We start from the raw sequence: 17,322 nt of genomic DNA on the forward strand, positions 1-17,322 counted from the left end.
CGGCGTCGCACCGGCCAGAATGCAATCGGCGAAGTGCAGCCATTCGCGGCGAAACGCGGTGTCGGACCGAAGCCAACCCCTCAAGGCCAGAGCGGCTTCGCGATGGCGCGTGCCGCACCAGTCTTGACCGGCAGTTTTCGCCTAGGCGGACGCTTCGAACGCATTCCGGTACGAGCGCTATTGTTCCACCCCCTTCAGGGTGCGTTAGTCTGGCAGTTGGTCGCCCTTGATTGGCGCCTTCCCTTTGCCGGCCCGATTCAGGATGTCCAGCGCCTTGGGGATGTCGGCACGGGCAGCGCGTTCATGAAAGTAGCTCTCCGTGCGCAGGGCCGAAAGCTTCTCAGCGACTGCCACGTTAATAAACTGGTTGAGCGGCACGCCCTCGCTCTCCGCTACCTTGCGCGCCTCATCGAGAAGCGAGAGCTGAAGCCGCAGTGCGAAATTGCTTCTCCTCATGTCTTTCTCTCCAATCGTCTCAGCGCCTCACCAGGCGACAGGACCATGATACCGAAGCGCTCGGCCACCTTGCCGAAGTCGCGTAGGTTGAACGTCACTATAGCATCCGCCAGTCCGTTTACCGCAGCTTCCAGCACCATGTCGTCGTCCAGGTCTCGAACGGCGGGCCGCCAGAGAAAGAGAAGGCGAACCGGCTCGGCGACGGCCGCCACGGCATCTAGCAACGCGTTCACATCCTCGGCCGACAGGGCGGAAGCCTCAGGGTGCTCGGGCCTTGTCATGACCGCCTGGTACTCGATCATCAGCGTCACCGAAGCGATGAGCGTCAGCCGGCGTTCCAAAGCCGCCACCAACAGTTGGCGCGAGGCGCCAGCATCACTTCGGATCGCAGCCACCATGGTCGCCGTATCGAAAAGCAGCCTCATGCAGGCATATTGGATATCGCGTGCAATATTGCAAGGGGGCAGAGCTTTTGGTAATTTGCCTGGCTGCGGAATTCCAAATCGCACTGCTCAAGTATTTGCACGCCACACTACGACAGCGCGCCAACTGAACTTGTCTTGCTGATCATGCACGCCGCTCAATGCCCTCGATCTACACAGAAGAGCGGGCATGCCATGGTGGACGAGGCCAAACCTGGGAAAAGCGCAAGCCACGATTACAGGGCTGACATGTCGGCACGAGACATGGCTGAACGAGCCGTCCTGTCGATCGCCCGTTTGTTGGGTCGGCGGGTTGCTCGGGAGCGTTTCGAGGAATTGCAGGCGGCCAACGACAACAAAGTTCATCCTCCTGAGAAAAAACCGTCAGGAGGGGAGGGTGGGGACGGCGGCGGACATTAGCAAAGAGAGGAAGAGGAGCGGTTCATGACCCGTGCCGCGATGTATGCTCGTTACTCATCCGACAACCAGCGCGAAGCCTCTATCGAGGATCAGCTACGGCCTTGCCGAGAGCTCGCGGCCAGGGAGAAGTGGACTGTCGTTGGGACCTATGCCGACGCGGCCGTATCCGGTGCAAGCGTCATCCTTCGACCAGACTCCAGCGCTTCTCGCCGATGCGTGGCGGCCTTACTGATGCAGCGTGAGCCGGTCCATGGGCGCGTTTGCTTCGGCCAACCTAGCCAGCGCCTGCTCGACTTTTTGAGCCGAGGTGTCAGTGCGCTTGATGTGCCGGATCATTTGCCGCGTCAGTCGCGCGAGCCTGCCGGCGCGATATACATCGCCGTATCTCGCAGTTTCAAGGTGGAGGGTCGCGAGCCTCATGGGCGACAATTCCAAATGTCTAGCGATCGAATTCGCGAACCCGCCTTTCGTTCCGCTCTCCGACCTTACGCTCGCAAAGAGCTGGCCGGAGGGCCGTGACGAATGAGAGGCCGGCCCTCACATATTGCTGCACGGTCGGAGGCGCTACCCGTGACAACATGGGGCAGCGGCGGATCGGAAGGCGCTCACGACCCGGATGGTTCAAACCCGTGCGAACTCCGTCAGCGCCGGTGGGATCGATCTTCGTCAACCGCGATCTGGCCTCCACCACGCGCCGTTGCGCAGCCCGTATCCTGCTGCACAGCGCGATATTGATGCCGACGCCGCGGTCTTCATCCAGCATTTCATTCGCACGTTTAAGGGAGAGCTCCGCTCGGTTGAGCCGCTGTCGGGCTCTCGCCAGTTCCATATCCAAAAATTCCATTATCCTGCATCCAGTGCAGTCCCTTCGATGGGTAAACCGCTCGTCGTGGCAGATGGTTCCGGCTGGCGCGAGCGTCCAATCCAAGCGTCGATATGAATCTCCGGACTTGGTTCAGTCGGCGGAGCTGGCATGCAAACTTGGCCCGAAGCATTCGTTCAACCCTCATGAGGCCACACAACTCCTCCGCCACCTGCAGGTGGCGCTTGGAGGCGCGACCGAAACTGTAGTGATGTTCAAAATGGATTGCGGTGGTATTGGCGCGATGGCGTGAAGGACGCCCACAGTCTGCACGATCCAAAATTTTATACGCTTCGAGAATAGTTGGTATGATCGATCGCGCCTTTTATTTGCTTATTCCATCACCTAAATACGACAGACGAATATTCTCCTTCCTACCTCGTGAAACCAAAGGTCCACAATTTTTGTTCCGTCGCTACGTGGTCGCGTGCTGCTTGGGTTGCGATGGAAGGCGTTTAAGAACTGCATCAGATATAAATGGAGCCATCTGGCGAATCTGCGAGAGAGATCGTCCGGGTTTTGAATGCGGTGCACCACGAAATTGGAGCACTGACTAAGGACCGTCTTGGACAATTCGCTAGGTCGCTGCGAGGCGAGTACAATGAATATCCCATACTTACGCCCCTCTTTGGCTATCCGTTCAAATCCCTTGGTGGAGTCGACCGCGTAGCGCGATGGCGTGGCACCGATATAGCGGTGGGCCTCCTCCAAGAGCAGGTGGATAGGAAATCGGTTCCCACGATCTTGAATAACTCACTCTCGATGTCGAGGAGAGGGCCTGCCATAGGTCTCATCGGCAGCTATAGCCGCCATCTATGGGGAGCGAAATGCCGGTGATCATCGAGGCCGCATCGCTGAGCAGGAACACGATCGGGCCAGCGATTTCGTCCTCTGTTGCCCACCTGCCGAGCGGCATCTGCTTCAGGAAGGGTTCGGCGATATGCGGCTGGCTCCAGTGGCCGGATGAGATTGGTGTCATGACCACGGTTGGATTGACACTGTTGACGCGGATTCCGTATTTGCCCAGCTCCAAAGCCGAACAGCGCGTGATGTTTTCGAGCGCTGCCTTCGAGGAGCCGTAGGAAATGTGCCCCTCGAGCGCGACGAGCGCTGCCTGGCTGGAGACGTTGACGATCGCACCGCCCTTGCCGATGCGGACCATTTGCTGCGTTGCATATTTGGTGACCAACAGCGCGCCACGCGCATTGATGGTGATGACCTTGTCGAAAATGGCGATGTCGGTATCCATCGGCGTTGCGATCTCACCGCCGAAACCGCCGCAATTGACCACCCCCCAGAGGTCGAGGCCACCCAGGGCATTTCGGATCTCGTCTTCCGAGGCAAGGTCGAAGGTCACGGTGCGGCAACCCGTCTCTTTGGCGATGGCATCGAGCGCTTCGCGGGAGCGTCCGGCAGCGATAACGTCGGCGTTCGCCCGCACCAGGTGCCGCACGGTAGCGCCACCGATGCCGCCGCTGCCGCCCGTTACCAAGATCTTTTTGCCCTGAAAATCCGTCATGATTTCCTCTTGTCCCTGTTCTAAGTTTTAAGCTTGTGTCGCGGCAAACCCGACGCTTGGTCTTCGAAGCCCATCGGCTGCCGGACCGTTCATCGTGATCAGTTGATTCGTTCCTTGAGTGGGACGGGCTCCGCATATGCCGCGGGGGCATCGGAAATTCTGTCGCCATCACCGTTGAAGAGATGGCAGACGCGGGCCGGCAGCGAGATCGCGATGCGGTCGCCCGCCCGTACGATCCGGCCGCGGCTGTCGCGAATGACCAGGCTTTCTTCGCGTTCATTGGCATATATGAAGGTGTCGCTGCCGAGGAGTTCGACCATCGAAGCCTGCACGACATGGGCATTGGCCTGTCCTTCGCCCGCAAGCTCAACGTGTTCCGGTCGAATGCCCAGCGTAACGATTTCGCCAGGCTCGACATGCCGCTCGATCGGAATGACCAGCGTCGGCCCCCAGGAAAGAGCCACGGTCGCGACCAAGCCGTGAACGGCAACCACCTTGCCATTCAGGAAATTCATCGCCGGCGAACCGATGAAACCGGCAACGAACAGGTTGGCTGGCCGGTGATAAAGCTCGAGCGGTGTGCCGACCTGTTCGATGCGCCCACCATTCATCACCACGATGCGGTCGGCAAGTGTCATGGCTTCCACCTGGTCATGCGTGACGTAGACCATGGTGGATGCCAGTTCAGACTTCAGCCGCGCGATCTCCACGCGCATGCCGACACGCAGCGCCGCATCGAGATTGGAGAGTGGCTCGTCGAGCAGGAAGAGTTTCGGCTTGCGCGTCATGGCGCGGCCGATGGCGACGCGCTGGCGCTGCCCGCCGGAAAGTTCTCGCGGCTTGCGTTTCAGGTAGGAGCCGAGCCGCAATTTATCGGCAGCACGCCCGACGCGTTCGACGATCTCGGCGGCAGGTGTCCGTGCGATCTTCAGGCCGAAGCCGATGTTGCGGCCGACATCCATATGCGGATAGAGCGCATAGGACTGGAACACCATGGCCACGCCTCTTTCCGGTGGCTCGGCACCGCTCATGTCGACGCCATCGACCAGGATGCGACCGGAGCTGATCGGTTCCAGCCCGGCGATGATCCGAAGCAGCGTGGACTTGCCGCAGCCCGACGGCCCGACCAGCACGCAGAACTCGCCGTCCTCGATTGTCAGCGACAGTTCCGGAATGACCGTGGTGTTGCCGAAGGCCTTGGTGATTTTGTCGATCGTAAGCGTCGCCATGGATCTAGCCTTTTACCGCACCGGCGAGCAGGCCACGCACGAAGGCGCGCTGCACCAGCACATAGAGGAGGATGAGGGGAAGCGCGATCAGCGTCAGGATTGCGAAGAGGGCACCGGGGTTGGCCATGTAGAGGCCGGAATATTGCATCGGTACGATGGTGAGCGTCTTCATCTCGCTTTTGGTGAGGACGATGAGAGCAAGGAAGAACTCGTTCCACGTCACGATGAACTGCCAGATCGTGACGAAGACCAGGGCCGGTCGCACAAGCGGCAAGGCCACGTGCCAATAGGTCTGCCATGCGTTGCAGCCGTCTACCCGCGCCGCCTCAAAGAGTTCATGCGGGGCATCCTCCATGAACGACTTGAGGATGACCATGGCAAACGGCACACCGAGCGCCGCATAGGGCAGGATGAGGCCGATATAGGTGTTCACCCAGCCGAAGTTCTGGAGGAGGATTGCGAGCGGCAGGACCATGGAGGCGAGCGGAACCATCAAGGTCGTCAGCAGCGTCGTGTAGAGGAAGATCGAGCCCTTCAGCCTCAGGATCGCGCAGGCGAAGGCAAAGAGCGAGGACACTGCGACCACGATCACAACTGTGGCAACGGTGATGATCAGGCTGTTCAGAAAGATGGCCCCCAGCGGATTGTCGCGAATCACGATGATGAAATTGTCGAAGGTCACCGGCCAGGTGAAGAGCTTGGCGTCGAAGGCCTGTGCCGGGGTGCGCAGCCCGATCGACAGCATGTAGATCTGCGGGATCATCCAGAAGCCGAGCACGATGAAGAGAACGGCATGGATGACCATGCTGCGGATCTTGATACGGGCGGCCGGCATCATCACGGGCGCTGCCTTCCCGCCGGCGTCAGACGGGCACCCAGCACTGCGATCTGGATCAGCGAGAGGGCGAGTGCGATGACCAGCACGATAACGGAGAGTGCGGCCCCGCTGCCGGTGTCGCCCAGCACGAAGCTCTGCTTGAAGATGAAGGTGCCGAAGACTTCGCTGGCCCGGTTTGGGCCACCGCCGGTCATCAGGTGCACGATGGGGAAGGTCTGCAACGTGCCGATAACGCCCAGAAGCAGCAGGGATTTCGTTGCAGGTGCCAGCATCGGCACGATGACATGCACGGCAAGTCGCCAGCCCTTGGCGCCGTCGATGCGGGCGGCGTCGAGCACTTCGGTGGGCAGGTTGGCAATGCCGGCGATGTACATGAGCATCGAGAAGCCGGTCCATTGCCAGATGTTGACGATGATAAGCGCATAGATCGCGCTCTTCGGGTCGCCGATCGGCGATGTCGCCATGACGATGCCGACATGCTTCAGATACTCCTGGGCAATGCCATAGTAGGGTGCGTAAATTTGCACCCACACCAGGCTGATGACCGAAACCGAGGTCACCACCGGCAGGAAGAACATGGTGCGAAAGAAGCCGCGAAGGGCATGGGTATGACGCTCGATGAAATAGGCGAGCACCCCTCCAATCAGCATCTGCACCGGTATGGTGAAGACGCCCCACAGAAACATGTTGCGCACCACGGTCCAAAAGGTCGGATCGCCGAGAACCGTCGTGTAGTTGGCGAGCCCGGCAAAGACCGCTCCGGCGCTTGTGCCGACATAGAGGCTCTGCCCGGCAACCCAGAGAATCGGATAGGCGATGAAGACGACAAAGAGAAGCGTCGCCGGAAGAACGAAAAGATAGAGCCTCGAAGCTCTGGATGCCGATCGCCGTTTGACCGCCGCGATGGCGGATCCGGCTCGCATGGCTTCTGTGCTCATGATGCTCGCCAGTTCAGACTGAAAGGAACCGGGCGCGCCTCTGCGCCCGGTCGTTCGTCTCGGTCTACTTTACAGCAAGTGCCTTCTCGGTCGCCACCTGAACGGTGGCGAGTGCTGCTTCCGGCTCGATGCTGCCGGCTGCGACGCCGGCAAGCGCATTGTCGAGCGCCTCGGCGACTGCCGGCGAGGCAAAGCGCTGGTTTTCCGCCTTGGGCAGATCTGCCATGAAGCGGGCAGACAACTCCTTTACGTGATCGGTGATGTCACCCTTCGGCGAATAGCCCTCGAATGCCGGAAGGTCGTTGAGGTCGTTCAACGCCTCCTGCAGGCCAACGCCGCTGGTGAGTTCGGCAAGGAAGGTCCAGGCTTCGGGGTTCTTGCCGCCGTTCTTGGTCAGGCCGTAGCCGATGTCGATGCCGCCGACGGGCGGGCTCGCGGGATTGCCGTCCTTGACCGGGGGCAGATAGAAGAAGTCGAAGCCGTCCATGTTCTGGACAAACTCCGACAGTGGGGGAGGGAACTTGCTTTCCTGCATCCACCAGGAGCCGAGCGCCATCATGCCGACCTTGCCCTGTGCAAAGAGCTGAGCGCCCGTGGGATAGGCATGCGCCCCCAGCGCTCCCTGCTGGAAGATGCCGTCGTCGAAGAGACCCTTCCAGGCCTTCATGGCCGCGACGAGTTCTGGCGCCGTCCATGGCGTTTCACCGGCCTGGGCCTTGTCGACGATGCCTGGCGAGAACTGGTTGGCGAGCATGAGGAAAACGTTCTCGTTCTGCCAGCCGTCGGCCGCGCCCTGGAACATCGGGATATAGCCGTTGTCCGTCAGTGCCTTGGCCGCCGCCTTCAACTCGTCATAGGTCTTTGGGGCCGAAAGATTGAGCTTTTCGAAGATCTTGCGGTTGTACCAAATGCACAGGACCTGGGATTCCTGGGGGATGATATAATAATTTTCGTCGCCCTTCGGATTGCCCATCAGCATCTGCTTGCGGTTGACCGGGAAGATCTTTTCCGCCCAGTTGTCGCCCCACTGCTTGGCGGCGCGGTCGTTCACCGCTTCAAGATTTTCGCGATATTGTTGGGTGAGCGAGCCCGGCTGCAGGCCGATCACGTCAGGCAGGCTCCCGGACGCCGCCGCTGCCTTCAGGGCGGTGATGTATTCGGGCGAGTAGTTGTAATAGGTATATTTGACCTTGACGTCCGGATGCGCCTTCTCGAAGGCAGCGATCGACTTTTCCATCGTACTCTGGACGAACCAGGACCAGACGGTCACCTCTTTCTGCTCGGCGTTGGCCGAAGCAGCAGAAAGAGCAGCGACGAGGATCATCGTCGCAAGAAACAGCAGCTTCCTCATCATATTCCTCCCTTTTTCTCCCACGTAATGCGCGCCTCGAGCCTCCTACTCGCGGGCGCTGTGACCCAATGGAGGGTCACGTTCCTAACGGAGCAGCGGATTGCTTCCGCCGCTCATCAGTTCCGGCCTCAGGCGGCCTTGGCGGCCGCGACCGTCAACACGTCCTCCGTGATCACCCGGTCGTCTGCGAGCGGGCGGTTCGGCGTCAGCCCGAGCTTCTGCAGGTCTCCATGATAGGCGCGCACCGCTTCCTCCGGGCCGATCGTACCGTCGGCAACTGCCCGCATCAGAACGATGAGGTGAAGCGGCGCCTCGGCGAGGTTGATCTTGCGGCCGAAGAGCGCCAGGCGAGCGCCGTAGCGCTCTGATTGAGCGACGAGCTCGAACGTGTCGCGGGTGGTGCCGGCGCCACCGCCGAGCACGCCGACGATCAGCTCGGAGTCGAAATTGACAAGTTCCTCCAGCGCTTTCGGCCCGTTATAGGGCGTCTTCAGGAAAAGCGGACGTTCGGCCTGTGGCACGCTCGCCAACGACTTGATGATGTGGTCGTTGACGAATTCGCCGATCTGCTCGCGGTCGAGACCAATATCCACGCTCGGATTGAAGACTTCATAGAAATATTTGAAGTTGGTCCGGGCCGCCTCGGCGCGGAACTCGGCGAAGGCATTCAACGTGCGGATGTCGAGTTCGACATCGTTGCTGAAGGAAACCGAATAGAGGGCAAGGTCCGTACCGCGCGTCGGGTAGTTGGCAATGGCACGCGAAAGATTGGTGTCGCGGAAGGGCACCGACGGCTTCTGGGTATAGACGCCGTGGCGCACGGCGCCCCAGCACATTGTTTCCAGATTGCCGCGGATCGCGGGCTTCACGTCGCTGCCGACGAATGCACCGCGCCCATCCAGCAGTTCCAGGTTCGATTGGGACACCAACATGATGTCGACGATGTCCTGCTTGATGATTTCTTCGATCTGCGTGATGAACTGCTGGCGACTGCGGCGTCGAGCAGGTTTTGCGGTCCAGTCGAAACCCGTCGCCGTCACACCTGCGCCAACGTCGCTGTCCTTCGCGTCGGCGATCACGAAATCCGAGCGGGTGTAACGTCCTGCCCTGATGTTTGCCAGTTTCCGGTCGAGTCTCGTCACCATCGTTCATTTTCCTCAACAGTAGCTGGTGTCCAGCTGCAAGACAGTGAATGCCTACGGCGCTTTGTCGTCAAAGCCATTAAGAGGATATTCCATAATCTGTCAATATCTTTCTTTTAGTGCTCGAAAGTGCGCAGCCCGGTGCGTTTGGCGCACACGCCATTTGCGATACCAAAATAAAATAATCAATAAAATCAAACGATTATATAGTATCTGCTGGCGTCCGGGTCCTTCGGGAGTCTGCCATTATTAAGTCGTGACGGAGCTGTGTGACGCAACTCAATATGAACGAATCGGGTGTTGCGGCGCACAAACTGATGCCGCAATGCGCAAAATTATACCTGAAATGACCGATAAAGAGAGGATCAGGTCAAATTTTCGTTGACATTGGCAGACATTGATAGAAAATGGCAGTTGTCGGCTGGCGACGCGGTCGCTCGGCTGTGGAGGAGCCCTGTGATGAATGTCCCGACCGCGAGGTGGGCCGCGCGATATGCGGCGCTGTCGGCCGGCCTGCCCGTCGGGAGGCATGCGGATTCGGGAGCTGGGGTTTTCCTTTGCGGAATGAGCGCGTGCATCGATGCGCGCATCGACATGCGCGACGTTGGCCCGCTTCTTGAAGAGAAAATCAATCGTCAAGCGGTTGAACTTGCCGCGATGATGAAGCGCCGGGTCGCGAACGGCGTGGGTGGGGAAGTCAGGGTGGAATGGCCCGAGGGGCCCGCGTGGCTACGCGAAAGACTCGGCGTTCGTTATGCCCTTGGCGGCACCGGTCCCCAGGCCGCCTGGGTATTGTCCCGGTTGGGCGCGCCGACGTTGATTGCCCTCGAGGATCGCTATGAGCAGATGCTGCGCCAGATTCCTTCAGATGTCCTCATTGGGCAAGGCGGGGTCGCAGTGCGGGCGGCCGACGTTGTGCCGACTGGCCAGCGTATGCCTGAGATTTTCATCTTCGAATATACTGCAGGCAGCGCGGTCGGAGATGTGGTCCCCAAACGGTCTTCCAGAATCATCGTTCGTTTTCACGATCGCGGCATACAAAAAGATCGCGACTTCGTGGAAGTTTCGAAGAAACTAGCCCCAACCGCCGCCGCTGGTCTTCTATCAGGCTTGAACGACGAGCCTGAGGAGAATGTCGAAGGCGCGAGCAAGGCCGTCTTTGACTTGGGCCGCGCGTGGAAATCCGCTGGCCTCAAGACCATTCATCTCGAACTCGCCGGTTACGTCACCCCCGATGCAATGCGGGCGGTACTTAACCTGTCGAGGGGCGCCGTCACTTCAATCGGCATGAGCCATTCCGAGTTGCTTGCGATGGACCCGTCGGCGGAGCAGCCGATGGACGCCCTGCTCGCGCTCGGCGAGCGGCTGCAGCTAGATCGGGTGTGCGTGCATGCCGATACCTGGGCGGCGTCCGCAACCCGAGGTGATCCTGGCAAAGAGTTGAATGCCCTCATGGCCGGGTGCGCAATTGCAGCGGCGCGCGCCGCGGCTGGATCGCCGGTGTCCGAAGTGCGTACCGACCCGGCGGCGCGATTCGAGAACATGCCGTTTGCAAGCTTTTCACAAAGGGGAGACTGGTCGTTCGTTGCCTGCCCCGCTCCCTATCTCGATCGGCCGACGACAACTCTCGGCCTGGGCGACAGTTTCACAGCTGGCTGTCTACTGGTGCTTGGGCGCGAGGCTCCGTCACCCGTTGATGGATTTCAAGGTTCAAGCCTTTGAACCGTCGTGATCGGACAAACGTCCGGGGAGTGCCGATATCGGCGTATTAAGTGGAGGAATGAAGCATGAAGCTCTTGAGATCACTGCTGTTCGCAGCGACCGCGCTCATATCCAGTCAGACCTTGGCGGAAACCACTCTGACCATCGCCACGGTCAACAATCCCGACATGATCGTCATGCAGAATTACTCGTCAAAGTTCGAAGAAGAGACGGGCATCAAGCTCAAGTGGCTGGTGCTGGAAGAAAATGTACTGCGCCAACGCGTGACCACCGACATCGCTACGAAGGGAGGCCAGTTCGACATCATCACGATCGGTATGTACGAAACGCCGATCTGGGGCAAAGCGGGATGGCTCGTGCCATTGGATGACATGCCGGATGGCTACGACATCGACGACGTCTTGCCGAGCGTGCGCGACGGCCTCTCCTCCGATGGAAAGATCTATTCGCTGCCTTTTTACGCCGAGAGTACGCTGACCTTCTACCGCACCGATCTGTTCAAGAAGGCCGGCCTCACAATGCCCGAGAAGCCGACCTGGACGCAGATCGCCGACTTCGCTGCAAAACTGAATGACAAGGCGAACGGGTTCTACGGCCTCTGCATCCGTGGACAGCCAGGATGGGGCGAGAACATGGCGATTGTCGGCCTCATGGGCAATGTATGGGGAGGGCAGCTGTTCAACCCGGACTGGACCTCTGGCTACAACAGCGACGCCTTCAAGTCAGCCGTGAAGTTCTACGTCGATGCCGGAAACAAATTTGGCCCGCCCGGCATGGTCGGCAACGGCTTCAACGAAAATCTTGCGCTGATGTCGAGTGGCAAATGCGCCATGTGGATCGATGCTTCGGTGGCTGCCGGCTTCCTCTACGACACAAAGCGTTCGCAGATCGCGGACAAGGTCGGTTTCGCTCAGGCGCCGATCGAATCCTGGAACAAGGGCAATGGCTGGCTATGGGCTTGGGCGCTCGGCATCCCTTCGTCGTCGACACACTCCGGAGAGGCTAAGAAGTTCGTCGAGTGGGCGACTTCGAAAGACTACATCAAGATGATCGGAAAAGAGGAGGGGTGGGTGACGGTTCCCCCCGGCACGCGCAAGTCCACTTACGAGAGCGCCGACTACCAGACGGCGGCGCCTTTCGCCAAGCCTACTCTCGTCGCCATCGAAGAGGCCGATCCGGTCAACACCACCCATAACAAGAAACCATATGTCGGCATCACTTTTGCCACGATCCCGGAAATGCAAGCGATCGGCAATTTCACGGCGCAGCAGGTTGCCGCCGCACTGACGGGCAAGATGTCGGTGGACGAGGCACTTGATGCCGCCGCCGCCAATTCCGATCGCACCATGAAGAAGGCCGGCTACATCAAGTGAAGTCGGACAACCGGGGCCGGTCTGCGGCCCCGGTTACCTCCAGGGATTTCCTATGGAAAACGCAACCGCAATGTCGTCGTTACCGACCGGCAGCTGGTTCAAACCCACTCGGACAGTCAGAGCGTGGCCGCTCATGGCACCAGCGGTCGGCCTGCTGTTGATCTGGGCGATCGTCCCATTGGCATTGACGCTGTGGTATTCCTTCCAGGGCTACAATCTGCTCTCGCCCCCCGCCACCTTCGTGGGCCTGGAAAATTACTACTTCCTGCTCACTGATCCGGATCTCCCGCGGGTCGTGTGGAACACGCTGGTTCTTGTGCTGGTGCCGCTCGTGGTGACCGTCACCGCCGGCGTCTTGCTTGCGGTTCTCTATGATGGTCCGTTCTTCGGGCGAGGCATTGCGCGGCTCCTCGTCATCGCGCCCTTCTTCGTCATGCCGACTGTCAGCGCCCTGATCTGGAAGAACCTGCTGATGCATCCCGTCTATGGGTTGTTCGCCTGGCTCAGCAGGAGCTTCGGCATGCAGCCGATCGACTGGTTCACCAACCACCCGATGACTGCGATCATCATCATCATTTCATGGCAGTGGATTCCGTTCGCAACGCTTATTCTGCTGACGGCCATGCAATCGCTCGATCGCGAGCAGCTGGAGGCGGCCCGCATGGATGGTGCAGGTGCCACTACCAGCTTTATTTTCATCACTTTGCCGCACCTCGCCAGGCCGGTCGCCGTCGTGGTCATGCTCGAGACGATCTTCTTCCTCGCAATCTACGCAGAAATCCTGGTGACCACGGTCGGTGGGCCAGGCGTGATCACCACCAACATTCCCTTCTACATCTATTCCCGTGGGTTGCTCGGTTACGACGTCGGAGTGGCGTCCGCCGGAGGTATCTTCGCCATCATCGTCGCCAACATCGTTGCATTCTTTTTCGTCCGCGCCATTGCGCGGCAGCTCTAGGCGGGCGCCATGGTCAAGAATAAGCGCGCGCTAGTCATCCGCACGGTGCTTGGCTGGCTCATAGCCTTCATTATGGCGTTTCCAGTCTTCTGGATGACGCTGGCCGCCTTCAAGACGGAGATGGACGCCTATGCATCGCCTCCGCTCCTTGTCTTCACGCCGACACTCGAAAACTTCGCTGAGATGAATCAGCGCGTTGACTATGTGCGCCACGCTTGGAACAGCGTCTTGGTGGCCCTCGGCTCGACCTTTCTGGGCATTCTGATCGCTGCACCCGCAGCCTATGTGATGGCGTTCCATCCGACCAAACGGACACGCAGCATCATGTTGTGGATGCTCTCCACCAAGTTCATGCCCGCGGTCGGCGTTCTCGTGCCAATGTACCTTATGCTGGTTTGGTTGGATTTGCTCGATACCCGAACCGCACTGATAACCATCACCCTTCTGTCCAACCTGCCACTCGTCGTGTGGATGCTCTATTCATATTTCAAGGAAGTGCCAGCCGAGATCCTCGAAGCGGGGCGCATGGATGGTGCCGGCCCACTCAAGCAACTGCGGTATCTTCTGGTACCGCTTGCCACACCGGGCATTTCATCGACCGCACTTCTTTGCATCATCCTGTCGTGGAACGAGTCTTTCTGGTGCATCAACGTGACGGCCGTGGACTCGGGCACGCTGGCGCTCGCCATCGCCTCTTTCTCGAATCCCGAGGGCTATTTCTGGGCCAAGCTGTCGGCAGCATCACTTGCCTCGGTCGCGCCCATACTGATTTTCGGATGGGTCACGCAGCGTCAATTGGTGCGCGGCTTAACATTTGGCGCTGTCAAATAGGAGTTGTCATGTCGGGTGTCGAACTCAAGTCCGTCCGTAAAAACTATGGCGCTGTCGAAGTCATCAAAGGGGTCGATCTCACTGTACGGGATCGGGAGTTCGTGGTGTTTGTGGGTCCATCGGGTTGCGGCAAATCAACGTTGCTGCGCATGATTGCCGGACTTGAAGAGATTACAGTTGGCGATCTGTTGATCGACGGCGCCCGGATGAACGATGTATCGCCGGACGCGCGCGGCCTTGCGATGGTGTTTCAAAGCTACGCGCTCTATCCGCATATGACGGTCGCGGGGAATATGGGATTCGCTCTCATGCTGGCGGGCGTACCGAAGGCCGAGCGAGACCTCAAGGTTCGCCAAGCAGCAAAAATTCTGCAGCTAGAGGCATTGCTCGACCGCAAGCCGGGGCAGCTTTCCGGCGGCCAACGGCAGCGCGTTGCCATCGGACGCGCGATCGTGCGCGAGCCAAAGGTCTTCTTGTTCGATGAGCCACTTTCGAATCTGGATGCAGCACTTAGGGTACAGATGCGCGTCGAATTGGCGAAACTCCATCGGGACCTAAACGCGACCATGATCTATGTGACTCATGACCAGGTGGAAGCCATGACCATGGCCGATCGCATCCTGGTACTGCGCGCGGGGATCGTGGAGCAGGTCGGAAGTCCGCTCGATCTTTACAACAAGCCTGCCAACACTTTCGTGGCCGGCTTCATCGGCTCCCCAAAGATGAATCTGGTTGGCGCATCCGTCTCCAGGAGAGATGGGCAGACTTTCGCGTTTCTGGATGGAGGCCAGCGCTTACCTATTGGCGACGTGTCCCTCAAGGACGGTGCCGGGATTACGCTGGGCTTGCGGCCGGAGGCGCTCTTGCTCAGCGCAGGGGGCGCCGCCAGGGGAGAGGTTTCCGTTATCGAACATCTCGGCGGCGAGACGCTCGTGTATGTCGACATCGGCAAGGGCCAACTCCTGACCATCAAAACCGGCGATCAGCAGCCAGCCCGGGTTGGCGACATCGTCCCCATATCGTTTGATCCTTCCCGTCTCCACCTCTTTGGTCCCGACGGCCAGGCCCTCAACTGAAAACCAGCGTACCAAAGGATAACAAATGTTCCTCGAAAAATTTCGGCTCGACGGGCAGGTCGCTTTCATCACCGGCGGCGGACGTGGCATAGGCCTGTCCTCGGCGGAGGCTTTGGCCGAGGCGGGAGCAAAAGTCGTCATTTCGGACATGGATGCTCAAGTCCTCCAGGCTGGCCAGCGGGAGATGAAGGTCAAGGGCCACGAAGTTGACACCTTGCTCCTGGACGTCACCGACTCAAAGGCCGTGGCCCAGGCAGCACGTACCACCAACGAGCGCTACGGCGCCATCGACATCCTGATCGCGAACGCAGGAATCGCCTGGCCGGATACAGGCGGCGAGGACATGACGGATGACGTTTGGCTCAAGGTGATCGATGTGGATCTCAATGGCGCGTACTGGTGTTGCCGCGAATTCGCCAGGCCAATGCTCGCGCGCGGGCGCGGCGCCATCGTAACTGTCGGGTCGATGTCGGGGCTGATCTCCAACAAGCCGCAGCGCCAAGTCCACTACAACGCCGCCAAAGCGGGCGTTCATCATATGACCAGGTCGCTCGCCGGCGAGTGGGCAGAACGCGGCGTGCGGGTCAACAGCGTGGCTCCAACCTATGTCGACACGGCGATGTCGCGCGGCGGTTTCACCGACGAGCGGATGATGCCGACATGGATGTCGATGACACCGATGAAGCGGGTCGCGCGCGCTGACGAAATTGCATCGACGATCCTCTTCCTGGCCACCGACGCCTCGAGCGCCATGACCGGTTCTGTCGTGGTCGTGGATTGCGGCTATACGATTTGGTAGATATTGACTGAAATTGAGCGCCAGCCATCCTGGCCTCCGCATGGCCAAAAATCCGATGAGGGGCGATAGCATGGAGTCTTCCACCAAAATGGAGTCTTCCACCAAACGCGTCGAACTTGTTCCGGCCAAGCGCCGTGCTCTTATCCTGGAACACCTGCGCGTAAATGGTGCCGCCAGCATCCAGGAACTGGCTGACACGATTGGCGGATCACAATCGACAGTTCGCCGCGATCTCGAACATCTAGTCGAGAAAGGGTATCTTGAGCGCACCCATGGCGGTGCCCATCTTTTGCAGCCGATGCGAGCGACGTTCGAGCGTGAAACCTCGGTGAATGCACAGCTGCAACACGCCGAGAAAGCAGCCATAGGACAGGAGGCAGCTCTCCGGTTGAGCGCGCGTGACAGTGTCATCTTCGACAGTTCTTCGACGGTGATGGAGGCCGTGCGCGCCGCGGCGGAGCGGGATTTGCCGCTGACCGTTGTGACGAACAGTCTTGAGATCGCCGATTTCGCGGCCGACATCAAATCCTGGCGCATCATCCTGCCGGGCGGCACCGTCCGTCCCGGCTACCGGCACCTTGCCGGCGAGCCGGGCGAGAGCTTCATCAAAACGCTCCATGCCGACCTCTGCATGACCGGTGCTTCGGCTGTGACGGGCACGTTGCTGACGGAAACCTCGCTGGAGGTAGCGTCTCTCAAGCGCGCAATGATCTCCTCTGCCCGCAAGACGATCCTGCTCGTCGACAGCTCGAAGTTCACCGCACCTGGTTTCTGTACGCTTTCGGATATTTCCGAGATCGACGAAGTGATCACGGACGAAGGCATCTCCCAGGACGCACTTTTGTCCTTGCGCTCCGCCGAGCGAAAAGTGACGGTGGTTAGCGCCAGTGCCTTGCCAGCTTCAGGTCGTTCCCAATTGTGATGCCGGCCCATGGGCCGACGTGAACTAGACCAGATCATGAGCGCTGTGAATTTGACGCAGGCGCTGCGGCAGGCTGGGTCGAAGCAATCGTCTGAATGTCCTCAAAGCCTTGGTCGGGCAAGCTTTCCCGGCGAGCGGGCGATCGGCGCCATGTGGCAAAAAGATCCGACGGCAAGATGCGGCTTTTCAAACCATTCCGGGAGGACGCCGCCCGCCGCGTCGAAAAGTCGAATTGGCTGCCGAAGCTACCCGTCGAGGTCCTCAAACAGCTGTTTTGCCAGCGCGCACCAGCCATTTGAAGCGCCCGGCCCGCCCGCGGCGAGCCGGATGACAAGCAAGCTACGGCCCGTGTGCTGACGACGCAAATCGGCGTGAGCCGGGCGGTAAACAGGTGCGGCCATGGGGGGCATCCTGAGACTTGTTCACGAGCACCATTGCTGCCGCAGCAACCTGCCCATGAATAA

At 59.7% G+C, this 17,322-nt stretch carries 18 protein-coding genes and 1 pseudogene; 8 read left to right on the plus strand and 11 right to left on the minus strand.

The features are described from left to right. Positions 1–204 precede the first annotated feature (204 nt). Positions 205–456, minus strand: coding sequence for a toxin-antitoxin system HicB family antitoxin (locus NMG80_RS13315; RefSeq protein ID WP_254018522.1), 252 nt, complete (start codon positions 454–456; stop codon positions 205–207). Next, positions 453–881 (minus strand): putative toxin-antitoxin system toxin component, PIN family, encoded by a 429-nt coding sequence (locus NMG80_RS13320; protein WP_301943355.1) that lies wholly within the window; start codon positions 879–881, stop codon positions 453–455. The genes NMG80_RS13315 and NMG80_RS13320 overlap by 4 nt, the downstream gene beginning before the upstream one ends. 441 nt (positions 882–1,322) lie before the next feature. Between NMG80_RS13320 and NMG80_RS13325 the strand changes: the two are divergent. Further along, positions 1,323–1,490 (plus strand): annotated as a pseudogene (locus NMG80_RS13325) (recombinase family protein); the annotation flags it as partial. 33 nt (positions 1,491–1,523) lie between these two features. Here the strand turns inward: NMG80_RS13325 and NMG80_RS13330 are convergent. From NMG80_RS13330 to NMG80_RS13365, 8 genes are all read right to left on the minus strand, one after another. Further along, entirely contained in the window at positions 1,524–1,718 is a 195-nt protein-coding gene (locus tag NMG80_RS13330; protein ID WP_254018524.1) for a hypothetical protein, read from the minus strand. Positions 1,719–1,737: 19 nt separating this feature from the next. Next, positions 1,738–2,142: a hypothetical protein gene (locus tag NMG80_RS13335; RefSeq protein ID WP_254018525.1), complete on the minus strand. Its 405-nt coding sequence runs from the start codon at positions 2,140–2,142 to the stop codon at positions 1,738–1,740. Positions 2,143–2,950: 808 nt separating this feature from the next. Beyond that, positions 2,951–3,679 carry an SDR family oxidoreductase gene (locus NMG80_RS13340; RefSeq protein ID WP_254018526.1) on the minus strand — a complete coding sequence of 243 codons (729 nt, stop codon included), beginning with the start codon at positions 3,677–3,679 and terminating at the stop codon, positions 2,951–2,953. Between the two features lie 98 nt (positions 3,680–3,777). Next, the gene (locus tag NMG80_RS13345; RefSeq protein WP_254018527.1) at positions 3,778–4,908 is read right to left on the minus strand and encodes an ABC transporter ATP-binding protein; all 1,131 of its coding nucleotides are present in this window, start codon (positions 4,906–4,908) and stop codon (positions 3,778–3,780) included. A 4-nt stretch (positions 4,909–4,912) separates the two neighbouring features. Next, the gene (locus NMG80_RS13350) at positions 4,913–5,746 is read right to left on the minus strand and encodes a carbohydrate ABC transporter permease (protein ID WP_254018604.1); all 834 of its coding nucleotides are present in this window, start codon (positions 5,744–5,746) and stop codon (positions 4,913–4,915) included. Beyond that, positions 5,746–6,684 (minus strand): carbohydrate ABC transporter permease, encoded by a 939-nt coding sequence (locus tag NMG80_RS13355; RefSeq protein ID WP_254018528.1) that lies wholly within the window; start codon positions 6,682–6,684, stop codon positions 5,746–5,748. The genes NMG80_RS13350 and NMG80_RS13355 overlap by 1 nt, the downstream gene beginning before the upstream one ends. A gap of 64 nt (positions 6,685–6,748) precedes the next feature. Next, positions 6,749–8,035: an ABC transporter substrate-binding protein gene (locus NMG80_RS13360; protein ID WP_254018529.1), complete on the minus strand. Its 1,287-nt coding sequence runs from the start codon at positions 8,033–8,035 to the stop codon at positions 6,749–6,751. Between the two features lie 128 nt (positions 8,036–8,163). Beyond that, positions 8,164–9,180 (minus strand): hypothetical protein, encoded by a 1,017-nt coding sequence (locus NMG80_RS13365; RefSeq protein WP_254018530.1) that lies wholly within the window; start codon positions 9,178–9,180, stop codon positions 8,164–8,166. Between the two features lie 456 nt (positions 9,181–9,636). Between NMG80_RS13365 and NMG80_RS13370 the strand changes: the two genes are divergently transcribed. The 7 genes from NMG80_RS13370 (at position 9,637) to NMG80_RS13400 (ending at position 16,858) form a co-directional block, all read left to right on the plus strand. After that, entirely contained in the window at positions 9,637–10,899 is a 1,263-nt protein-coding gene (locus tag NMG80_RS13370; protein WP_254018531.1) for an ADP-dependent glucokinase/phosphofructokinase, read from the plus strand. A gap of 65 nt (positions 10,900–10,964) precedes the next feature. Further along, positions 10,965–12,272 carry an ABC transporter substrate-binding protein gene (locus NMG80_RS13375; RefSeq protein ID WP_254018532.1) on the plus strand — a complete coding sequence of 436 codons (1,308 nt, stop codon included), beginning with the start codon at positions 10,965–10,967 and terminating at the stop codon, positions 12,270–12,272. Positions 12,273–12,405: 133 nt separating this feature from the next. Then, on the plus strand, positions 12,406–13,230 hold the full coding sequence (locus NMG80_RS13380) for a carbohydrate ABC transporter permease (protein WP_436798609.1): 825 nt from the start codon (positions 12,406–12,408) through the stop codon (positions 13,228–13,230). Between the two features lie 9 nt (positions 13,231–13,239). Continuing rightward, a complete protein-coding gene (locus tag NMG80_RS13385) occupies positions 13,240–14,061 on the plus strand; it encodes a carbohydrate ABC transporter permease (RefSeq protein ID WP_254018534.1) in 822 nt (273 codons plus the stop codon). 8 nt (positions 14,062–14,069) lie between these two features. Next, entirely contained in the window at positions 14,070–15,137 is a 1,068-nt protein-coding gene (locus tag NMG80_RS13390) for an ABC transporter ATP-binding protein (protein WP_254018535.1), read from the plus strand. Between the two features lie 25 nt (positions 15,138–15,162). After that, complete coding sequence (locus NMG80_RS13395) at positions 15,163–15,936, plus strand: SDR family NAD(P)-dependent oxidoreductase (protein WP_254018536.1); 774 nt, start codon at positions 15,163–15,165, stop codon at positions 15,934–15,936. A gap of 88 nt (positions 15,937–16,024) precedes the next feature. Next, positions 16,025–16,858: a DeoR/GlpR family DNA-binding transcription regulator gene (locus NMG80_RS13400; protein WP_254018605.1), complete on the plus strand. Its 834-nt coding sequence runs from the start codon at positions 16,025–16,027 to the stop codon at positions 16,856–16,858. Positions 16,859–17,103: 245 nt separating this feature from the next. Here the strand turns inward: NMG80_RS13400 and NMG80_RS13405 are convergent, their stop codons facing one another. Continuing rightward, positions 17,104–17,259 carry a hypothetical protein gene (locus tag NMG80_RS13405; protein ID WP_254018537.1) on the minus strand — a complete coding sequence of 52 codons (156 nt, stop codon included), beginning with the start codon at positions 17,257–17,259 and terminating at the stop codon, positions 17,104–17,106. Positions 17,260–17,322 lie beyond the last annotated feature (63 nt).

The organism is Mesorhizobium escarrei (genome assembly GCF_935825525.1).
GTDB classification, from domain to species: domain Bacteria; phylum Pseudomonadota; class Alphaproteobacteria; order Rhizobiales; family Rhizobiaceae; genus Mesorhizobium; species Mesorhizobium escarrei.

Excerpts from the sequence above, each read along its gene's own strand:
- NMG80_RS13365 (WP_254018530.1), bottom strand. The coding sequence starts at position 9,180 with ATGGTGACGAGACTCGACCGGAAACTGGCAAACATCAGGGCAGGACGT.
- NMG80_RS13315 (WP_254018522.1), bottom strand. The coding sequence starts at position 456 with ATGAGGAGAAGCAATTTCGCACTGCGGCTTCAGCTCTCGCTTCTCGAT.
- NMG80_RS13375 (WP_254018532.1), top strand. The coding sequence starts at position 10,965 with ATGAAGCTCTTGAGATCACTGCTGTTCGCAGCGACCGCGCTCATATCC.
- NMG80_RS13335 (WP_254018525.1), bottom strand. The coding sequence starts at position 2,142 with ATGGAATTTTTGGATATGGAACTGGCGAGAGCCCGACAGCGGCTCAAC.
- NMG80_RS13390 (WP_254018535.1), top strand. The coding sequence starts at position 14,070 with ATGTCGGGTGTCGAACTCAAGTCCGTCCGTAAAAACTATGGCGCTGTC.
- NMG80_RS13350 (WP_254018604.1), bottom strand. The coding sequence starts at position 5,746 with ATGATGCCGGCCGCCCGTATCAAGATCCGCAGCATGGTCATCCATGCC.
- NMG80_RS13330 (WP_254018524.1), bottom strand. The coding sequence starts at position 1,718 with ATGAGGCTCGCGACCCTCCACCTTGAAACTGCGAGATACGGCGATGTA.
- NMG80_RS13370 (WP_254018531.1), top strand. The coding sequence starts at position 9,637 with ATGAATGTCCCGACCGCGAGGTGGGCCGCGCGATATGCGGCGCTGTCG.
- NMG80_RS13385 (WP_254018534.1), top strand. The coding sequence starts at position 13,240 with ATGGTCAAGAATAAGCGCGCGCTAGTCATCCGCACGGTGCTTGGCTGG.
- NMG80_RS13345 (WP_254018527.1), bottom strand. The coding sequence starts at position 4,908 with ATGGCGACGCTTACGATCGACAAAATCACCAAGGCCTTCGGCAACACC.
- NMG80_RS13380 (WP_436798609.1), top strand. The coding sequence starts at position 12,406 with ATGGCACCAGCGGTCGGCCTGCTGTTGATCTGGGCGATCGTCCCATTG.
- NMG80_RS13405 (WP_254018537.1), bottom strand. The coding sequence starts at position 17,259 with ATGGCCGCACCTGTTTACCGCCCGGCTCACGCCGATTTGCGTCGTCAG.
- NMG80_RS13360 (WP_254018529.1), bottom strand. The coding sequence starts at position 8,035 with ATGAGGAAGCTGCTGTTTCTTGCGACGATGATCCTCGTCGCTGCTCTT.
- NMG80_RS13340 (WP_254018526.1), bottom strand. The coding sequence starts at position 3,679 with ATGACGGATTTTCAGGGCAAAAAGATCTTGGTAACGGGCGGCAGCGGC.
- NMG80_RS13320 (WP_301943355.1), bottom strand. The coding sequence starts at position 881 with ATGAGGCTGCTTTTCGATACGGCGACCATGGTGGCTGCGATCCGAAGT.
- NMG80_RS13355 (WP_254018528.1), bottom strand. The coding sequence starts at position 6,684 with ATGAGCACAGAAGCCATGCGAGCCGGATCCGCCATCGCGGCGGTCAAA.
- NMG80_RS13400 (WP_254018605.1), top strand. The coding sequence starts at position 16,025 with ATGGAGTCTTCCACCAAACGCGTCGAACTTGTTCCGGCCAAGCGCCGT.
- NMG80_RS13395 (WP_254018536.1), top strand. The coding sequence starts at position 15,163 with ATGTTCCTCGAAAAATTTCGGCTCGACGGGCAGGTCGCTTTCATCACC.